This window comes from Nocardioides sp. HB32 (assembly GCF_054058995.1).
The window spans coordinates 435,819-453,757 of record NZ_JBSSBS010000001.1 but is presented as its reverse complement, the minus strand read 5'-3'; the positions used below and the strand labels follow the sequence as shown (position 1 = coordinate 453,757).

13 protein-coding genes are annotated in these 17,939 nt (G+C 73.8%); 7 read left to right on the top strand and 6 right to left on the bottom strand.

What is annotated here, in order from left to right; all coding sequences use genetic code 11:
- Nucleotides 1-12: 12 nt before the first annotated feature.
- A complete protein-coding gene (locus ACVW2K_RS02360; RefSeq protein ID WP_036571303.1) occupies nt 13-504 on the bottom strand; it encodes a cupin domain-containing protein in 492 nt (163 codons plus the stop codon).
- A 59-nt stretch (nt 505-563) separates the two neighbouring features.
- On the opposite strand from ACVW2K_RS02360, the gene recC reads away from it, so the two are divergent.
- Genes recC through ACVW2K_RS02340 form a run of 4 tightly spaced genes read left to right on the top strand, consistent with a single transcriptional unit; the run spans nt 564 to nt 9,612 of the window.
- Complete coding sequence (gene recC, locus ACVW2K_RS02355) at nt 564-3,842, top strand: exodeoxyribonuclease V subunit gamma (protein ID WP_457201387.1); 3,279 nt, start codon at nt 564-566, stop codon at nt 3,840-3,842.
- The gene (locus tag ACVW2K_RS02350) at nt 3,839-7,183 is read left to right on the top strand and encodes a UvrD-helicase domain-containing protein (RefSeq protein WP_457201386.1); all 3,345 of its coding nucleotides are present in this window, start codon (nt 3,839-3,841) and stop codon (nt 7,181-7,183) included. The genes recC and ACVW2K_RS02350 overlap by 4 nt, the downstream gene beginning before the upstream one ends.
- Nucleotides 7,180-8,940, top strand: a complete 1,761-nt coding sequence (recD, locus tag ACVW2K_RS02345) for an exodeoxyribonuclease V subunit alpha (protein ID WP_457201385.1) — start codon at nt 7,180-7,182, stop codon at nt 8,938-8,940. The genes ACVW2K_RS02350 and recD overlap by 4 nt, the downstream gene beginning before the upstream one ends.
- A 45-nt stretch (nt 8,941-8,985) precedes the next feature.
- Entirely contained in the window at nt 8,986-9,612 is a 627-nt protein-coding gene (locus tag ACVW2K_RS02340) for an ACT domain-containing protein (protein ID WP_036571307.1), read from the top strand.
- On the opposite strand, the gene ACVW2K_RS02335 is transcribed toward ACVW2K_RS02340, so the two are convergent.
- The 3 genes from ACVW2K_RS02335 to ACVW2K_RS02325 form a co-directional block, all read right to left on the bottom strand.
- Nucleotides 9,587-10,891, bottom strand: a complete 1,305-nt coding sequence (locus ACVW2K_RS02335; protein ID WP_457201384.1) for an MFS transporter — start codon at nt 10,889-10,891, stop codon at nt 9,587-9,589. The genes ACVW2K_RS02340 and ACVW2K_RS02335 overlap by 26 nt on opposite strands.
- Before the next feature lie 92 nt (nt 10,892-10,983).
- Nucleotides 10,984-12,357, bottom strand: coding sequence for an alpha/beta hydrolase (locus tag ACVW2K_RS02330; RefSeq protein ID WP_457201383.1), 1,374 nt, complete (start codon nt 12,355-12,357; stop codon nt 10,984-10,986).
- 30 nt (nt 12,358-12,387) lie between these two features.
- Nucleotides 12,388-12,831: a nitroreductase family deazaflavin-dependent oxidoreductase gene (locus tag ACVW2K_RS02325; RefSeq protein WP_457201382.1), complete on the bottom strand. Its 444-nt coding sequence runs from the start codon at nt 12,829-12,831 to the stop codon at nt 12,388-12,390.
- A gap of 55 nt (nt 12,832-12,886) precedes the next feature.
- Between ACVW2K_RS02325 and ACVW2K_RS02320 the strand changes: the two genes are divergently transcribed.
- Nucleotides 12,887-13,804: a 1,4-dihydroxy-2-naphthoyl-CoA synthase gene (locus tag ACVW2K_RS02320; RefSeq protein WP_457201381.1), complete on the top strand. Its 918-nt coding sequence runs from the start codon at nt 12,887-12,889 to the stop codon at nt 13,802-13,804.
- A 68-nt stretch (nt 13,805-13,872) separates the two neighbouring features.
- Here ACVW2K_RS02320 and ACVW2K_RS02315 read toward each other — a convergent pair whose 3' ends face one another.
- Nucleotides 13,873-14,514 carry a class I SAM-dependent methyltransferase gene (locus ACVW2K_RS02315; protein ID WP_457201380.1) on the bottom strand — a complete coding sequence of 214 codons (642 nt, stop codon included), beginning with the start codon at nt 14,512-14,514 and terminating at the stop codon, nt 13,873-13,875.
- Between the two features lie 311 nt (nt 14,515-14,825).
- On the opposite strand from ACVW2K_RS02315, the gene ACVW2K_RS02310 reads away from it, so the two are divergent.
- Nucleotides 14,826-15,980 (top strand): DUF222 domain-containing protein, encoded by a 1,155-nt coding sequence (locus ACVW2K_RS02310; RefSeq protein WP_457201379.1) that lies wholly within the window; start codon nt 14,826-14,828, stop codon nt 15,978-15,980.
- A gap of 528 nt (nt 15,981-16,508) precedes the next feature.
- Here the strand turns inward: ACVW2K_RS02310 and ACVW2K_RS02305 are convergent.
- Nucleotides 16,509-17,423, bottom strand: coding sequence for an NADP-dependent oxidoreductase (locus ACVW2K_RS02305; protein ID WP_457201378.1), 915 nt, complete (start codon nt 17,421-17,423; stop codon nt 16,509-16,511).
- A gap of 124 nt (nt 17,424-17,547) precedes the next feature.
- Between ACVW2K_RS02305 and ACVW2K_RS02300 the strand changes: the two genes are divergently transcribed.
- Nucleotides 17,548-17,937 carry a winged helix-turn-helix transcriptional regulator gene (locus ACVW2K_RS02300; protein WP_197025416.1) on the top strand — a complete coding sequence of 130 codons (390 nt, stop codon included), beginning with the start codon at nt 17,548-17,550 and terminating at the stop codon, nt 17,935-17,937.
- Nucleotides 17,938-17,939 lie beyond the last annotated feature (2 nt).

Genomic DNA, 17,939 nt, shown 5'->3' with positions numbered 1-17,939 from the left:
CGCGCGGCCGGCTCAGTCCGGGATGGCGGCCGGTTCGCCCGTCTTCAGCAGCGTCGAGAGGTAGAGGATCACCGGGGTATCGCCGCCGTTGCGGGCGTGGTGGATCTCGCCCTGCTCCTCGACGAGCCACTGGCCGGGGCGCACCTTGACGGTCATGCCGGGCCTGATCACCTTGACGAGCGTCGGGTCGTCGCCGGAGCCCTTCATCAGCTTCGCCTGCTTGGTCTCGACGGTGTAGGTGAGCACGCCCTCGGCGACGTACCCGAGCTGGGATCCGGGGTGGTGGTGCGAGGCGAGCTGGGCGCCGGGCATGACGACGACCTTGCTGAGGCCCAGGGTCCGGCCGTGGCCGCCCGTCGGGTCCGGGACCTCGGCCAGCGACTGGCGGGTGACGGAGACGGGGGCGGCGGGGTCGTCCGCGGCGGTCGCGGACACGGCGATGCCGGCCCCGAAGCCCGCGGCGACCAGTGACAGCCCGGCGGCCGGGAGGAGGAGACGCTTCATGGCTCGCAGCCTAGGGACGCCGTGACCCCCTGTCCCCGCTTCGCCGTAAGGTGCGCGGCGTGACCCTTCAGCTCCACCGCGCCGCACGCACCGACGTGCTCGCGGACCGGCTGGGGGACCTGCTCGCGACGCCGCTCGACGACCCCTTCGCCGAGGAGGTCGTCGTGGTGCCCGCGCGCGGGGTGGAGCGGTGGCTGACCCAACGGCTGAGCCACCGGCTCGGCACCGGGCCACGGGGCGGTGACGGGGTCTGCGCGGGGGTCCGGTTCCTCACTCCGCCGTCGCTCGTGTCGCTGCTGCTCGGGCGCGAGCGCGACGACCCGTGGGACCCCGAGCGCCTCGTGTGGCCGCTGCTCGCCACCATCGACGACAGCCTCGACGAGCCCTGGTGCGCGCCGCTGGCCGCGCACCTCGGGCACGGCAAGGAGGGGGCCGACGGCGAGCTGCGGCGCAACCGGCGCTACTCGGTCGCGATCCGGCTGGCCGCCCTGTTCGCGTCGTACGCCAGGCAGCGGCCGTCGCTGATCGCCGGGTGGCGCGCCGGGCAGGACGGTGACCTCGCCGAGGACCTGCGCTGGCAGCCCGAGCTCTGGCGGCGGCTGCTCCCGCGCGTCGACGCGCCGCCGCCCGACGTCCGGCACGCCGCGACGATCGAGGCGCTGCGCGCGGGCGGGCGCGAGCTGCCCTTGCCCGGCCGGCTGTCGCTGTTCGGCCACACCCGCATCCCCCTCACCGAGGTCGAGCTGCTGATCGCGCTGGGCGAGCACCGCGACGTGCACCTCCACCTCCCGCAGCCCTCGCCCGCGCTGTGGGACGCCCTGGCCGGGCTCGGCGGCGTCGTCGCCCGCGAGGACGACACCTCCGCGGACCGGGTCGGGCATCCGCTGCTCGCCTCGCTCGGCCGCGACGCACGCGAGCTGCGCCGCACCCTCGACGGCATCGGCGCCGAGCTGGTGCCCGTGGACGTGCCGGCGCCCACCACCATGCTCGGCTGGCTCCAGCACGACCTGCGCGCCAACCACGCCCCGTCGTACGACGAGCGCGCCGACCGCCACCTCGCCGACGGCGACCGCACCCTCCAGGTGCACGCGTGCCACGGGCCGGCGCGGCAGATCGACGTGCTCCGTGAGGTCCTGGTCGGGATGCTCCAGGACGACCCGACGCTCGAGCCCCGCGACATCCTCGTGATGTGCCCGGACATCGAGACGTTCGCCCCGCTGATCTCGGCCGGCTTCGGGCTCGCCACGACCGCCGGCCACCCGGCGCACCTGCTCCGCGTGAAGCTCGCCGACCGCGCGCTCACGAGCACCAATCCGCTGCTAGCGGTGGCGGGCTCCCTCCTCGAGCTGTCCGGCGGGCGGGTCACCGCCTCCGACGTCCTGGACCTGGCGGCGACCGAGCCGTGCCGGCGGCGGTTCGGGTTCACCGGCGACGACCTGGACCGGGTCAGCCGCTGGGTGTCGCGCGCGGGCGTCCGGTGGGGGCTGGACGAGGAGCAGCGGGCGGCGTTCCAGATGGAGCGGTTCCCCCACAACACCTGGCGGATGGGACTCGACCGGATCCTGCTGGGCGTCGCGATGAGCGGCGACGACCACCGACATCTGGGTCGTGGGCTGCCGCTCGACGACGTCGGCAGCAACGAGATCGACCTGGCGGGCCGGCTCGCCGAGCTGGTCGACCGGCTCGACGCCTGCCTCACCGGGCTCGCCGAGGCCCGCACGGTCGCGGAGTGGACCGAGCGGCTGCGCGACGGCGTCCGCGGGCTCACCGACGTCGCCGCCGACGACGCCTGGCAGCTGCCGCAGTTCGAGCGCGAGCTGGCCCGCGCCGCGGCGTCCTCGCACGAGGGCGAGATCGAGCTGCGCCTCTCCGACGTGCGCGCGCTGCTCCAGTCGCGGCTGGCCGGCCGTCCCACCCGCGCGAACTTCCGCACCGGCACCCTCACCGTCTGCACGATGGTCCCGATGCGGTCCGTGCCGCACCGGGTCGTCTGCCTGGTCGGCCTGGACGACGGCGTCTTCCCGCGCGCCGCCGCGATCGACGGGGACGACGTCCTCGCGCGCCGGCCGCTGACCGGCGAGCGGGACGCCCGCAGCGAGGACCGGCAGCTGCTCCTCGACGCGGTGATGGCCGCGACCGAGCACCTCCTGATCACCTACACGGGCGCGAACGAGCAGTCGGGGGCGATTCGCCCACCGGCCGTACCCCTGGGCGAGATCCTGGACGCCGCGGACCGCACCACCGCCGAGCCGGTCCGCGACCGGGTGCTGACGCGGCACCCGCTGCAGCCCTACGACGCCCGCAACTTCGTGCCCGAGGCGCCGTTCAGCTTCGACGCGGCTGCGCTCGCCGGCGCCCGCTCCGCCTGGTCGGTACGCCGCGAGCCGCCCCCGCTGCTGACCGCGCCGCTGCCCCCGCGGCCGCGCGACGACGTGTCGCTGACGGATCTCAAGGCGTTCCTGGTGCACCCGGTCCGCGCGTTCCTGCGCGACCGCCTCGAGGTCTCGACGCCGTTCGAGCCCGACGACCTCGCCGACGCCATCCCCGTCACCCTCGACAGCCTGGAGAAGTGGCAGATCGGCGACCGCCTGCTGCGCGAGCTGCTCGCGGGCCAGGACGCGGTCGCGGTGATGACCGCCGAGCAGCTCAGCGGCACGCTGCCGCCGGGCGGGCTCGGCACCGTCGCGCTGAACGAGGTGGTCGAGGAGTGCCAGAAGCTGTGGGCCCGGACCGCCGAGCTCCGCGCCGGCGAGCGGCGCTCGGTCGACGTCGACGTCGACCTCGGGGACGGCCGCCGGCTCACCGGCACCGTGCCCGGGGTGTACGGCAACCGCGTGGTCTCGCTCGGCTACTCCCGGCTCGGCGCCCGGCAGCGCCTGCAGGCCTGGGTCGACCTCCTCGCGCTGACCGCCTCGCACCCCGACGAGCACTGGACGGCGCATGCCGTCGGCCGCGAGCGGGCCGGGCCCAAGCGGGCCCTGTCCGGGCCCCTCGACCACCGCGCGGTGGACTGGCTGCGCGACCTGGTCGAGCTGCGTGACCGCGGGCTGTGCGAGCCGCTGCCGGTGCCGGTGAAGGCCGGCGCCGCGTGGGCCGACGCGCACGTGCGCGAGCTGATGGGCCAGGACACCCCGCCGTACGCCGCCGCCCTGCGCGAGTGGGAGACCGACCCCTTCAACCAGTTCGGCATCCAGGGCGAGGACGCCGACGCCTACCACCAGCGGGTGTACGGCTCCCGGGCGCCGCTCGACGTGCTCGTCGACGCCGGCCTCGGCGAGCACGCGTGGCGGATCTGGGAGCCACTGCTCACCGGCGCGGAGAAGGTGGGCCCGCTGTGAGTCCGTTCCACATCCGCGACCCGCTGCCCACGGGCACCGTGCTGCTCGAGGCCAGCGCCGGCACCGGCAAGACCTGGACGATCGGCGCCCTGGTCACCCGGTACGTCGCCGAGGGGCGCGCCCGGCTCGAGCAGATGCTGATCGTGACGTTCGGGCGTGCGGCCAGCCAGGAGCTGCGGGAGCGGGTGCGCACCCAGCTGGTCGAGGCCGAGCGGGTCCTCTCCGACGACCCGGCCGCCGTCGCCGCCGGCGACTCCGAGCTGGTCGCGCTGCTGCGCGAGTGGGACCCCGAGCAGCGCCGCCTCGGACACCGGCGGGTCACCGAGGCGCTGGCCGGGTTCGACGCCGCGACGATCGCGACCACCCACCAGTTCTGCTCCATGGTCCTCGACTCGCTCGGGGTCGCCGGCGACACCGACTCGCGCGCCCGCCTCGTCGAGGACCTCGACGACCTGGTGAAGGAGACCGTCGACGACCTCTACCTCCGTGCGTTCGCGTTCGACCCCGGTGGCCCGGTCTTCAGCCACACCGAGGCGCTCGCGATCGCCCGCGCCGCGGTCGGCGACCCGCAGGCCCGGCTCGAGCCGGCCGGCGAGGACCGCACGACCCCGGCCGGTCGGCGGGTCAGCTTCGCCGATGCCGTGCGCACCGAGCTCGACCGGCGCAAGCGGCGGCTCGGCGTCCTGTCGTACGACGACCTCCTCAGCCAGCTCGCCGACGCCCTGGCCGACGACGAGGGACCCGCCGCGCAGCGGATGCGGCAGCGGTGGAGCATCGTGCTCGTCGACGAGTTCCAGGACACCGACCCGGTGCAGTGGGAGGTGCTCGACCGGGCCTTCTCCGGCCACGCGACGATGGTGCTGATCGGCGACCCGAAGCAGGCGATCTACGCGTTCCGCGGCGGTGACGTCACGACGTACCTCCAGGCGGCGGAGACCGCCGCGACCCGGCAGACGCTGTCGGTGAACTGGCGCAGCGACGCGCCGTTGCTCGACTCGTTCCAGGCGCTGCTCGCCGGTGCCGCCCTCGGCGACCAGCGGATCGTCGTGCGCGACGTCGAGGCCCACCACGGCGAGAGCCGGCTCGCCGGTGCGCCGAACCCCGCACCCTTCCGGGTGCGCGTGGTCCGCCGCGAGGACTTCCGCCGCGGCGGCAGCGCGATGCTCACGGTCGGCCAGGTCCGGCCCCACATCGCGAAGGACCTCGCGCTCGACGTACGCCGGCTGCTCGCCTCGGGCGCGACGTACTGCGGCGAGCGGCTCCGCCCGCGCGACATCGCGGTGATCAGCTACCGGCACGCCGATCTCGCCGACGTCCGTGAGGCACTGCTGGCCGAGGGCGTGCCAGCGGTGATCGCCGGTGGCGGCAGTGTGTTCGCGACACCGGCGGCCGTGGAGTGGCTGACGCTGCTGGAGGCGCTGGAGCAGCCGCACCGCAGCGCGCGGGTGCGGTCGGCGGCGCTCACCTGCTTCCTCGGCCACACCGCCGCCGAGCTCGACGCCCGTGGCGAGGACCTGACCGACGAGGTCGCCGACACCCTGCGCGGCTGGGTCGAGCTGTTCACCAACCGCGGCATCGCCGCGGTGCTGGAGGCCGCCAACGTCGCCGGCCTCCCCGAGCGCGTCCTCGCCGAGGTCGGCGGAGACCGCCGGCTCACCGACCTGCGGCACATCGGCGAGGCGCTGCACGAGGTCACGCTCACCGAGCGGCACGGCCTGGTCTCGCTGCTGACCTGGCTGCGCGACCAGGTCTCCGAGGGCCGCTCCGGCCGGGGGGTCGAGCGCACCCGCCGGCTCGACTCGGACGCGGCCGCCGTCCAGCTCGTCACGATCCACGCCAGCAAGGGCCTGGAGTACCCCGTCGTCTACCTGCCCGCGCTGTCGGACCGGTTCGTCCCGAAGCCGACCCGTCCGCTGTTCCACGACGACCAGGGCCGGCGCTGCCTGAACATCGGGGCGGGCGGCGCCGATTGGGCCGACCACTGCCGGCGGTGGGCCGACGAGGAGGCCGGCGAGTGGCTGCGGCTGCTGTACGTCGCGATGACCCGCGCGCAGTCGCAGGTCGTCGCCTGGTGGGCGCCGACCAAGAACGCCCTCGCGTCCCCCCTGCACCGGATGCTGATGCGCCACGCCGGCGGCTCGGTGGCCGCCGACGTCCCGGACACTCCGCCGGTCCCGGACGACGACGAGGTCGTCGCGCTGTTCGCCCGGTGGCGGGACCGGGGCGGCCCGACGCCGGAGCTCGCCAGGCACGCCGACCCCGGCGCCGACCCGCCGCACCCCGCGCCTCCGGGCCTCGCCGCCCGGGTCTTCACCCGCGAGGTGGACACCGAGTGGCGGCGAGCGTCGTACTCCTCCCTGAGCAAGCTCGAGGTCGCCACCGGCCCGACGGGCGCGGTCGTGAGCGAGCCCGAGGTGAGCGGCAAGGACGACGAGCCGGTGGCGCCGGAGGTCGAGGTCGCGGCCGCGCCGATCGCCGGCGATGTGCCGTCGCCGATGGCCGGGCTCCCGGTCGGAGCGACGTTCGGCTCGCTCGTGCACGCCGTGCTGGAGCACACCGACCCGGAGGCCCCCGACCTGCGAGCCGAGCTGCTCGGGCACATCGACGACCAGCTCGGCTGGTGGCCGGTCGAGCTCGACCGGGAGGAGCTCGCCGACGCGCTCGTGGCGGTCTGCGACTCGCCGCTCGGTCCCCTTGCCGACACCACGCTCCGGCAGGTCCCGCTCGCCGACCGGCTGCGGGAGATGGACTTCGAGCTGCCGCTCGGCGGCCGCACCCTCGGCGACCTCGCCCCGCTGCTGGAGCGGCACCTGCCGCCCGGCGACCCGGTCCGTGATTACGCCCGCACGCTGGCCGGGCCGCTGGGCGAGCAGTCCCTGCGCGGCTACCTCACCGGCTCGGTCGACGTGGTGCTGCGGATGCCCGGGCCGCGCTACCTCGTCGTCGACTACAAGACGAACTGGCTCGGTCCGGCCGACGAGCCGCTCACCGCGCACAGCTACCGCCCCGAGGCGCTGGACGCCGCGATGGGCCACTCCGACTACCCGCTCCAGGCGCTGCTGTACGCCGCCGTGCTGCACCGGTTCCTGCGCTGGCGCCAGCCCGGCTACGACCCCGAGCAGCACCTCGGCGGCGTGCTCTACCTCTACCTGCGCGGCATGTGCGGCCCGGAGACCCCGCTCGTCGACGGCGCCCCGTGCGGCGTCTTCGCGTGGCGGCCGCCCGTCGCGCTGGTCGACGATCTCTCCGACCTCCTGGACGGGGATTCACCCCACGAAATCGCACGCCTCCCCCGCTCCGCTCCTCCGTCGCACGATTCCGAGGGGACCCCGATTCCGTGACCGAGCTGTTCGAGCCCGTCGGTGAGCACGACTGGCGGATCGCCACCACCGCGACGGGTCTGCTCGCGTCCTTCAACGCCGCCGGGCTGCTCACCTCCTCCGACATCCACGTCGCGAGGCGCCTGGGCGCGCTGGGCGGCGAGGAGGACGAGCGCGTGCTGCTGGCCGTGGCCCTCGCGGTCCGCGCCGTACGCCGTGGCTCGGTGTGCCTCGACCTGGCCGCCGCCCGCGACGGCGCCCCCGAGCTCGACTGGCCCGACGAGTGGCCGCTCGCGGAGTCGCCGCTGGTGGCCGCCGGCGTGCTGCGGTGGGAGCTCGGGCTGCTCTACCTCGACCGTTACCACCGGCTCGAGACCCAGGTGCACGACGACCTCGCCGCCCGGCTCGCCCTGGCCACGCCCGCCGTCGACGAGGCCCGGCTGTCGGTGGCGCTCGCGCAGGTGCGCGCCGGGCACTTCAGCCCCGAGCAGGAGGCGGCGGTCGTGGCCGCCGTGCACCGGCGTACGACGATCCTCACCGGCGGCCCCGGCACCGGCAAGACCACGACCGTGGCCCGGCTGCTCGCGCTGCTCGCCGACCAGGCGGGTGGCGGCCTCTCGATCGCGCTGGCCGCGCCGACCGGCAAGGCCGCGACCCGGCTCCAGGAGGCGGTCACCGCGGAGCTCGACGCGGTGGCCGCGACGTGGCCGGAGGCGCCCGGCCTGGTCGGCCGCCTGACCGGCCTGACCCTGCACCGGCTGCTCGGGTGGCGCCCCGACAACGCGACCCGCTTCCGCCACGACCGCGCGAACCGGCTCAAGTACGACGTCGTGGTCGTCGACGAGTCGTCGATGGTCGAGCTCACGATGATGGGCCGGCTGCTGGAGGCACTGCGCCCCGAGAGCCGGCTGGTGCTGGTCGGCGACCCGCGGCAGCTCACGTCGGTCGGCGCCGGTGCGGTGCTCAGCGACCTGGTCGCCGGCTACGACGGCCGCCCCGACTCGCCGGTCGCGGCGCTGACCGAGAACTTCCGCTCCGAGGAGGACATCAAGGGGCTCGCGGAGGCACTGCGCGACGGCGACGCCGACCAGGTCCTCGCCGTGCTGCGCACACCCTCGGAGCAGGTCTCGTTCGTGGAGGCCGGCGACGAGGCCACGATCGAGGCGGCGCTCCGGCCCGACTCGACGGCTGCCGCCCGCGCGGTGTGGCGCGCCGCCGTGGACGAGGACCCGGCCCGGGCCCTCGCGGAGCTGGACCGCTACCGCCTCCTCTGCGCGCACCGCGAGGGACCGTACGGCGTCCGCCGCTGGAACCACCTCGTCGAGCGCTGGCTGGCCGAGGATCCCGAGGTCGACGCCCAGCAGATCGGCTACGCCGGGGAGTGGTACGTCGGCCGTCCGCTGCTCGTCACGAGCAACGACTACGCCCTCGACGTCTACAACGGCGAGACCGGGGTGGTCGTGCGCCGGGGCGGGCGGCCCCGGGCCTTCGTCGCCGGGTCCGAGCGGCTCAAGGAGTTCGCGCCCGGCCGCCTCGACGCGGTCGAGACCATGCACGCGATGACGATCCACAAGAGCCAGGGCAGCCAGGCGGACCGGGTCACGGTGCTGCTGCCCGACGAGGGCTCCCGGCTGCTCACCCGCGAGCTGTTCTACACGGCCGTGACGCGGGCCCGGCTGAACGTGCGCGTGGTCGGCACCGAGGCGGCCGTACGCGCCGCCGTCGGGACCCGCGCGCTGCGCGCCACGGGGCTCCGGCTGCGTCTGGCCGGGGAGTGAGAAGCCGAAATACCGGCGCAACAGGACCCGGCTAGGGTCGAGGGCATGCCGTACCTGCTGCGCGTGGAGCTCCCCGACATCCGCGGGTCGCTGGGTCGCGTCGCAACGGCGATCGGTATGGCGGGCGGCGACATCGAGGCGATCGAGATCGTCGAGAAGCGGGACGGCACCGCGGTCGACGACGTACTGCTCGAGACCGCGCCGCAGGTGATGCCCGACTCGATCGTCTCCGCGTGCAACGCGCTCGACGGGGTCCGGGTCGTCTGGATCAGCCGGTACGCCGCGGGTGGCAACCTGGTCCTCGACCTCGAGGCCGTCGAGGAGCTGAGCGCCCGCCCCGAGGGTGCGCTGGACCGCCTCATCGAGCTGCTGCCGGTGACGTTCCGCGCGGACTGGGCGGCCCGGGTGTCCAGGACCGACGGGCTCGGGTACGCGACCGAAGCGGCGCCGTCGACGCTGGACTGGACACCGATCGACCGCGCCGCGATGCTCGAAGCCGTCGACGAGAACACCCTCATGTGCGGCGCGAAGCTCAACAAGACCGAGATCGTCGTCATCGGCCGCCGCGGCGGGCCGGAGTTCCTCGACTCCGAGCTCGCGCGGCTCGGCCACCTGGTCGGCCTGGCCATGTCGATCTCGCGGCGGGCTACGGCACCGAGCGGATCCGCGTGACGAACACCGAGCCGAGGATCGCGGCCACGAACGCGCTGGCGTAGACCGCGCAGTAGCCGACCGAGAACCGGCCGCCGTTCGTCTCGGTCACCCCGCCGAACGCCTCGACCACGATGAGGATGAGCGCCGCGACCGGCGGCGCGACCACCTGCGGCAGCGCGTTGGCGATGTTGATGACGCCGAGGTCCTTCGCGCGGTCCTCGGCGCCGGGCAGCACCTGGGTGATCAGGGCGAAGTCGACCGAGGTGTAGATGCCGTACCCGATCCCCATCAGGACCGCGGCGACGACCGCGGCCGGCCAGGTCTGCACGAGGGCGAGCATCAGCGTCGCGCACGCGCCGACGATCCCGGACCAGATGACGAACACCTTGCGCTTGCCGCTGCGGTCGCTCCAGATCCCGAACGTCACGGCCGTGGCCATCAGCACGGCGGCGTACGTCGCGGTGAGCACGAACACCCGGTCGGCCGCCTGGTCGGAGGTGAACCCGATCGCGTCCTGCAGGTAGTAGAGGAGGTAGAGCAGGCCGAGCGCGTTGCCGAGGTTGACGAGGAACCGGGTGATCCAGGCCCAGGCGAAGTCGGGGTGCGAGCGGGGTGAGATCCAGAACGACCGCAGGAACGCGCCCCAGTCGAGCGCCGGCGGCCGCTCCTCCGGGGCGAGCGGGATGTCGCGGGACTGCAGGGCGTACGGCATGGTCAGCGCGAGCAGGACGACCGCGGTCACGGCGTACCCCGCCGCGATGCTGCCGGTCGCCGAGGCGATGCCCGTGCCGCCGACCACGCCGACGGTCTGGGCGATCGCGAGGATGCCGCCGATCCGGCCGCGGGTGCCGACCGGCACCTGGTCGGGGATGGTCGCGGTGACGGCGGCCAGCATCGCGTTGAGGGTCGCCTGGACGCCGCACCAGCCGAGCGCCATCACCACCACGTTGTCGGCGACCGCCAGCAGGAGCAGCGAGAGCGCCCCGCCGACGGCGCCGGCGACCACCCACGGCACCCGGCGGCCCATCCGCAGCGTGGTGCGGTCGGAGAACGCGCCGAAGACCGGGTTGCACACGACCGAGACGAACGCCCCGAGGCCCAGCACGACCGCGAGGATGACCTTCTTGTTGTCCTCGTCGATCGCCTCGGCCTGCTGGGCGAGCAGCACCTGGATCGGGCCGAAGAACCCGGCCCACAGCCCGACGCTGCACAGCGTCAGGCAGGCCACCCAGCGCGCGGGTGGGCTCTGGGTCGGCTCGGCCAGCGCCGAGCGGCGTACCGGTGTCGCGGCCGTCACCTGCGCATCGTGGCGCACCTGCACCGTCGAGTGACGCGAAATGGTCGTGAAACCGGGGTTTCCTCAGCCAGTACGCGTCACTCGACGGGAGATCAGCAGCCGACGCGGGCGATGTCGCCGCTGCTGACGAGGCCGCCGGCGGTGTGGAAGCCGTACGCCGAGCAGTAGTAGAAGCTCAGGTTGTCGTCGCGCCGGAGCCGGACCGGCTGCCAGGCGTCGGCGCCGACCGGCTCGAGGTAGCGGAACGACGTGTCCAGCAGCGGCCGCGCCGGCTCGTGCTTGAGGTAGTGGCCGAGCCACCGCTGGACGTAGACGCTGGTGAGGTCCTGGCCGTAGCGGCTCGCGGGCAGCGCCAGCGGGATGTCGGTGTACTCCAGGTGGGTCGATGACCTCGGTACGACGAGCATCGAGTCGACCCCGGCCCGGCGCCAGGCGTCGTACCCGGTCTCCCGCTCGCGCATCGGGTCCGGGCCGTCCGGGCTGGGCTGCGGACTGAGTGAGCTGCCGCCGGAGAGGAACCACGGCGAGACCGTGAAGCCGTACTCCGACTGCACCGCGAGCGCCGGGACGGTCGGCACGTTGCCCGTGCCGTCGAGCGCTCCGCTGGACCCGGGACCGGTGAGCTTGTCGAGGGCGACGACCGTCGCGACCCGGTCGTCGGTGCCCTGCACCTTCGACACGGCCGCCGCTCCCATCGAGTGCCCGACGATCGCGATCCGCGTCGTGCGCCCCGGCGTGAACGGGTCGGGGTCGGGGGAGCGGTCGAAGAACCGCAGGAACGGGTTGGCACGGGAGGTGAAGAAGTCGAGCGCGTCCTCGGTGCCGGTCGTGAAGTTGTCGAGCTGCTGCGACGGCACGCCCGGGCAGCACTCCCCGTGCGGCAGGGTCTCGCTGGTGCCCTGGCCCTGCACGTCGTAGGTCATGGTGACGTAGCCGCGCTCGGCGAGGTCCTCGGCCAGCCAGGCATACATCTGCTCCGAGCCCTGCACGGAGCCCTCGGTGATCACGACGCCCGGGAACGGCGGGCGCAGCGTGGCGCCGGTGTAGGGGTCGGTCGCGCCGGGCAGCGGCCGGTAGACGTGGCCACGGAGCTGGGCGCCGTACTGACTGGTGAAGGTGACCGCCCTCGCGATGCCGCGGGTGCCGCTCCAGCCGGCCCGCAGCGGGTTGCCGACGTTCCAGCCGGGCACCAGGTTGCCCGGCGTGATCGCCGGGTGGTCCGGGGACGCGGCCTGGGCCAGCAGCTGGTCGACGTACTCCGCGTTCGTCGCCTGCACCAGCGCGGGGAGGTACGCCGGGTTCTGGAGCTGGCCGCCCGGGCCGGTGATCCGGCCGTAGGCGTCGGCGACGTTCTGCGCGTCGCGCGCGGTGTACGCCGGGTCGCTCGGGCTCGGGTCTGCGCCGCTGGCCGGCGCCGCGAGGGCACCCGCGAGCAGGAGGGACAGGATGGCGGTCAGCGCACGCATGGCCGGTCAACGACCGACCCCGCGTGCGGGCTACACGCGCTCGAGCAGGAAGACCGGGATCTCGCGGTCGGTGTTCTCCTGGTACTCGGCGTACGGCGCGTACTGCGCCACCGCGCGCTCCCACCACTCCGCGCGCTCCTCGCCCCCGGCGACGCGCACCCGGTAGGTGTGCTTCTCCGCGCCGTCCTGGAGGTCGACCTCCGGGTGCGCGATGAAGTTGTGGTACCAGGTCGGGTTATCCGGGGTGCCCCCCTTGGACGCGACCGCGGCGTAGACGCCGTCGTGCTCGACGCGCATGACCGGGTTCTTGCGGAGCTTCCCGGACTTCGCGCCCCTGGACGTGATCACCACGATCGGCCAGTCCGGACGGCCCCGCAGGATGTTCGCGCGCGCGCCGTTCGATGCCTCGAACTCCTCGACCTGCTCACGGACCCAGCCCTCCGGGCTCGGCTCGTACTCGCCTTCAAGTGTCATGCCCCCACCATGCCCGTCCCGCGGTCGGCATGCCACCGGCGATAGCCTCGCCGGCATGACTGCGATCGACGGGGTGTCGGAGATCTTCGACGCCGACGACTGGGACGCGGTGCCCGGCTTCGAGGACCTGACCGACCTGACGTACCACCGGGCGAAGGCGCACGGCACGGTCCGCGTCGCGTTCGACCGGCCGGACATCCTCAACGCGTTCCGCCCGCACACCGTCGACGAGCTGCTCCGCGTGCTCGAGCACGCGCGCACCAGCTCCGACGTGGGCTGCGTGATCCTGACCGGCAACGGGCCGAGCGCGAAGAACGGCAAGTGGGCGTTCTGCACCGGCGGCGACCAGCGGATCCGCGGTCGCGCGGGTTATCAGTACGCCGAGGGTGAGACGGCCGAGAGCGTCGATGCCGCGCGACTCGGGCGGTTGCACATCCTCGAGGTGCAGCGGCTGATCCGCTTCATGCCGAAGATCGTGATCTGCGTGGTCCCGGGCTGGACCGCCGGCGGCGGCCACAGCCTGCACGTCGTCTGCGACCTCACCCTCGCCTCCGCCGAGGCGGCGCGGTTCAAGCAGACCGACGCCGACGTCGGGTCGTTCGACGGCGGCTTCGGGTCGGCGTACCTCGCCCGCCAGGTCGGCCAGAAGTTCGCCCGCGAGATCTTCTTCCTCGGCCAGGAGTACTCCGCCGAGGACGGCGTCCGCATGGGCACCGTCAACCGCGCCGTCCCGCACGCCGAGCTGGAGAAGGTCGCGCTGGAGTGGGGCCGCCTGATCAACGGCAAGTCGCCGACCGCCCAGCGGATGCTGAAGTACTCCTTCAACCTCATCGACGACGGCCTCGTCGGCCAGCAGCTGTTCGCCGGCGAGACGACCCGGCTGGCGTACATGACCGACGAGGCCCAGGAGGGCCGCGACCAGTTCCTGGAGAAGCGCGAGCCGGACTGGTCGCCGTACCCCTGGTACTACTGAGGCGCCGGTCCTCGCCGGGTCGTCCGCCTCTGGCACGGGTATGAGCCACCCTCAGGCGGACGACCCGATCACGCCTGACGCCGCGCGAAGACCATCGCTCCCGGGCGGTCGGCGTAAGGCTGGGTGAGCAGCTCCGCCTCGATGCCGAAGCCCGCGTCTCGCAACCAGCCGCTGACCTGCTCCGGGCGGCGGTGGTGGCTCTCGACGTGGATCGGGCGACCCGTGTAGCCGGTCGTGGACGTGCGCGTCCCCTCGCCGACGTGGAACCCGACGAGCACCGGTCCCCCGGGGCACAGCACGCGGTGGAACTCGGCGAAGACCCCCGGTACGGCGCGGTCGGGCACGTGGATGACCGACCAGAACGCGAGGAGGCCGGCGACCGAGCCCGCGGCCAGGTCCAGGTCGGTCATGGTGCCCACCTCGAACCGGAGGCCGGGGTGGTCACGCCGGGCGAGGGCGACCATCTCGGGCGCGAGGTCGATCCCGAACGCGTCCACGCCGAGGTCGTGGAGGTGGCGCGTGACGTGGCCCGGGCCGCAGCCGACGTCGGCAACCGGCCCGCCGCCGGCGTCACGCACCAGCTCGGCGAACAGCGCCAGGCCCGCACGCAGGTACGGGCTCGCGCCGAGCAGGTCGCGCACCTGCTCGGCGTAGCCCTCGGCGTCGGTGTCGTACGAGGTGCGGGTCTCGGCCAGCCAGTCGTCGGTCACCTGCGTGGTGACCGGTGGCGGCGCCGGAACTCATCGCGCCCGGGTTGCTCAGGGCCTCAGCACCCACCACCCCGGATGCCGCCCTGTGTCCGTGGCTTGCTGGCCCTGGATGGTGGCGACCGACATGGCAGCTACGGGAGCGGTGGGTGGGTGGTCGTCGCAGGCTCCCCGGCTTGCGGGCCCGCCGTGTCCCTGGGCCTGTGGAAAGCGACTCGGAATCGTAACCTGTTCGTTACCCAGGACCCTGTGGAACAAGGGGTTCTGGGCCTCTCAGTGTCGGTGGCCGGTGCTTGAGTAGCACCATGACAGCGATGGCCACACCCCGGCACCGGGTCTCGGTCACGGTTGCGCAGATGCGTGACCTGGCCGGCTCGGTGACCGATGCGTCGGTGTGGTCCATGGACGCCGCCGAGACCACCGCGACCCTGATCGCGCTGACCCGGCTGAAGGCGCAGGTCGCCGAGCTCGAGGCTCGGGTGGCCGAGCACGCCGACGACGAACAGGTGGACGCGTGGGCGCACCGGACCCGGCAGACCCGCCCGGCGGTGCTGGGCCAGGTGAAGCTCGGCCAGGCCCTGGTCACCCGGGGCCATGTCCGGGACGCGCTTGCGGCCGGTGACCTGGTGGTCGAGCAGGCCCGGGTGATCGTCGCCGCGCTGGACCAGTTGCCCGGGGACCTCGACACCGCCCTGGTGGACCGGGCGGAGCGGCACCTGGTCGCCGCCGGGCGCGAGCACACCGCCCCGACACTGCGGGTCCTGGGCAAGCGGCTGATGGACGTGGTCGCCCCCGACCTGGCCGATGAGTACGAAGCGAAGCAGCTCGCCCGCGAAGAGGCCGACGCGCTACTGGCCACCAGGCTGGAGATGTGGGACGACGGGCACGGCAAGTGCCACGGCCGGTTCACGGTGCCGTCCTTCCACGGTGCCGCGCTGAAGAAGATGCTGCTCGCGATCGCCGCCCCCAAACGGCAGGAACGGCCAGAACCCGGGGTTCCGCTGCGCCCCGGACCCGAACGCCGGGGTCGGGCGTTCTGCGAGCTCCTCGAGCGCTACCCCGCCCACCGGCTCCCCCAGACCGGGGGCGTCTCGGCCACCATCGTGGTCACCATGACCCTCGACAGCCTGCTCGGGAAGCTCGGGCAGGCCGCGCTGCTGGACACCGGGGAGAAGATCACCGCCTCGCAGGCCCGCCGGCTGGCCTGCGAGGCGGGGATCATCCCCGCCGTGCTCGGCGGACCCTCTGAGGTCCTCGACCTCGGCCGCACCCGCCGGTTCCACACCAAGGCCCAGCGGACCGCGATCGCGATCCGGGACCAGCACTGCACCGAGCCGGGCTGCGATTGGCCCCCGGCGATGTGTCACGTCCATCACGGCATCCCGTGGAGCCGCGGCGGACCCACCGACGTCGAGCACGGCCGGCTCCTCTGCCCGAAACACCACACCAGGTTCCACCGACGAACCTAGGCCGACCGGCCCGACCAAGCTCCGCCACAGACCGCCGACGGGCGCGGTCCTGGCTGCGACCCGTCACCGCGCACCGCGCGGATTGCGGCCGATCCGGTCGACCTCACGAAAGCGCGGACGCGGCCCGAGACAGCCTGCGGATGAAGGCCATCTGTCCGGTTACGATCGCGCGATGAACGACGATCTGTACGACAGTGGCCTTTCCTCTCGGGGCCTTTGGGGCACCTCGTGGGTGCTGGGTCTTGTGGCTGTTGGATCGCTGATGCGGCTGGTGACTGGTCCCGTATGCCGCTGACACCGGCACGGCAGTGTCCGAAGCCTTCGTCTGGGTCCTCCTCGGCACCGTCGCTGCCGCCTTCTCGGCTGCTTGCGCTGTCCTCGTCGGGGTGAAGAACGCCGAGTACCGAATCGCCTACCAACTTCAGCAGCCTGCCCGGGACTGACTGCGCGGTGCCGGTGACGTGCTCAGCGGTCGGGTCGACTGACAGCACGTTCCCGGTTGGGAACCGAGGTGTCGCTGATGAGCACTCAGGGCCTCAGCACCCACCGCCCCCGGACGCCGCCCTTCGCCACGAGGCGCTGCGCCTCGGCCGCCTCGGCCAGCGGCAGCTCGCCCGCGACGCGCGTGACCAGCTTCCCCGCGACGGCGTCGGCGAGCAGGCCCGTCGTCCGGGCGCCGTCGGGCACCACGCCGACCACGCGGATCTCCACCCCACGCTCGGATGCGGGCGGGGCCGACGGCTGCACCCCGACGAAGACGCCGCCGTCCCGCACCAGGGCAACGCCGGCGTCCTGCATCACGGCCCCGTCCGCCACCGCGTCCCAGCCCGGCTCGGCAGCAGCGGTGAAGTCGGCGCCGAGGCCGCGCATGAACTCCGCGTCCGCGGCGCGGGCCAGGCCGGTGACCCGCCAGCCGCGCTCGAGTGCCATCGGTACGACGTACCCGCCGACGGCACCGGCGGCGCCGGTGACCAGCAGTGAGCGCCCGCCCCCGTCCCCGAGGAGGTCGACCAGCTGCGCCGCGGTGAGGGCGTTGAGGGGGAGCGTCGCGGCGGCGACCAGGTCCAGGTCGGCCGGGACCAGGCCGACGTCGGACGCGGAGAGCACGAGCTGCTCGGCGTACGTGCCGAAGTCCCGGTCGAAACCGCCGACCAGGCCGGCGACGCGGGTGCCGACCGGGAGGTCGACGCCCTCGCCCGCCGCCTCGACGGTGCCGGAGAAGTCCCAGCCCAGGCCGGTGCGGTCGGGCTGGTCGATCAGCCCGATCCCGTGGAAGTAGCCGTCGGCGACCGCGAGGTCGACGGGGTTGACCGGGGCCGCGGCGACCCGGACCCGGATCTCACCGGGTGCGGGGTCGCGGACCGGGAGGTCGACGAGCTCGATGGCGTCGGGGCCGCCGGGCGTGCGGACGACGGCGGCGCGGAAGGTCTGGGTCGTGGTCATGGAGCGCTCCTCTTGTGGACGTGGTGTTACGTAGTCCACGATGGCGGGGTAACTCTCCATTGGTAAGTAGGCACCTGGAAGTGCGTAACTTGCCCCGAGGTGTCCGGGAGGACCCGTGTCGACGATGACCGCCGCCCAGCAGCGCGAGCAGGCGAAGGTCGCCTACGACGCCTTCGTGGCCGGGTGCCCGAGCCGCCAGCTCCTCGACCGGATCTCCGACAAGTGGGTCGCGCTCGTCCTGGCGGCGCTCGCCGACGAGGGCACGATGCGCTTCTCGCAGCTGGGCCGGCGGCTCGCGGGCGTCAGCCAGAAGATGCTGACCCAGACGCTGCGGTCCCTCGAGCGCGACGGCCTGGTCGTCCGCTCCGTGACACCGACGGTCCCGGTCACCGTCGACTACACGCTGACGCCGCTGGGGGAGTCGCTGGACGAGCTGATGCGCGGGCTCAAGGCCTGGGCCGAGGCGCACATGGACGTCGTCCAGGCCGCCCGCGACGAGTACGACGCCCGCTGAGC

What these genes read in the sequence shown, in the direction of transcription:
- ACVW2K_RS02300 (WP_197025416.1), top strand. Translation starts at nt 17,548, where the DNA reads ATGACCGCCGCCCAGCAGCGCGAGCAGGCGAAGGTCGCCTACGACGCC.
- ACVW2K_RS02305 (WP_457201378.1), bottom strand. Translation starts at nt 17,423, where the DNA reads ATGACCACGACCCAGACCTTCCGCGCCGCCGTCGTCCGCACGCCCGGC.
- ACVW2K_RS02325 (WP_457201382.1), bottom strand. Translation starts at nt 12,831, where the DNA reads ATGACACTTGAAGGCGAGTACGAGCCGAGCCCGGAGGGCTGGGTCCGT.
- ACVW2K_RS02360 (WP_036571303.1), bottom strand. Translation starts at nt 504, where the DNA reads ATGAAGCGTCTCCTCCTCCCGGCCGCCGGGCTGTCACTGGTCGCCGCG.
- ACVW2K_RS02320 (WP_457201381.1), top strand. Translation starts at nt 12,887, where the DNA reads ATGACTGCGATCGACGGGGTGTCGGAGATCTTCGACGCCGACGACTGG.
- ACVW2K_RS02330 (WP_457201383.1), bottom strand. Translation starts at nt 12,357, where the DNA reads ATGCGTGCGCTGACCGCCATCCTGTCCCTCCTGCTCGCGGGTGCCCTC.
- ACVW2K_RS02310 (WP_457201379.1), top strand. Translation starts at nt 14,826, where the DNA reads ATGGCCACACCCCGGCACCGGGTCTCGGTCACGGTTGCGCAGATGCGT.
- ACVW2K_RS02340 (WP_036571307.1), top strand. Translation starts at nt 8,986, where the DNA reads ATGCCGTACCTGCTGCGCGTGGAGCTCCCCGACATCCGCGGGTCGCTG.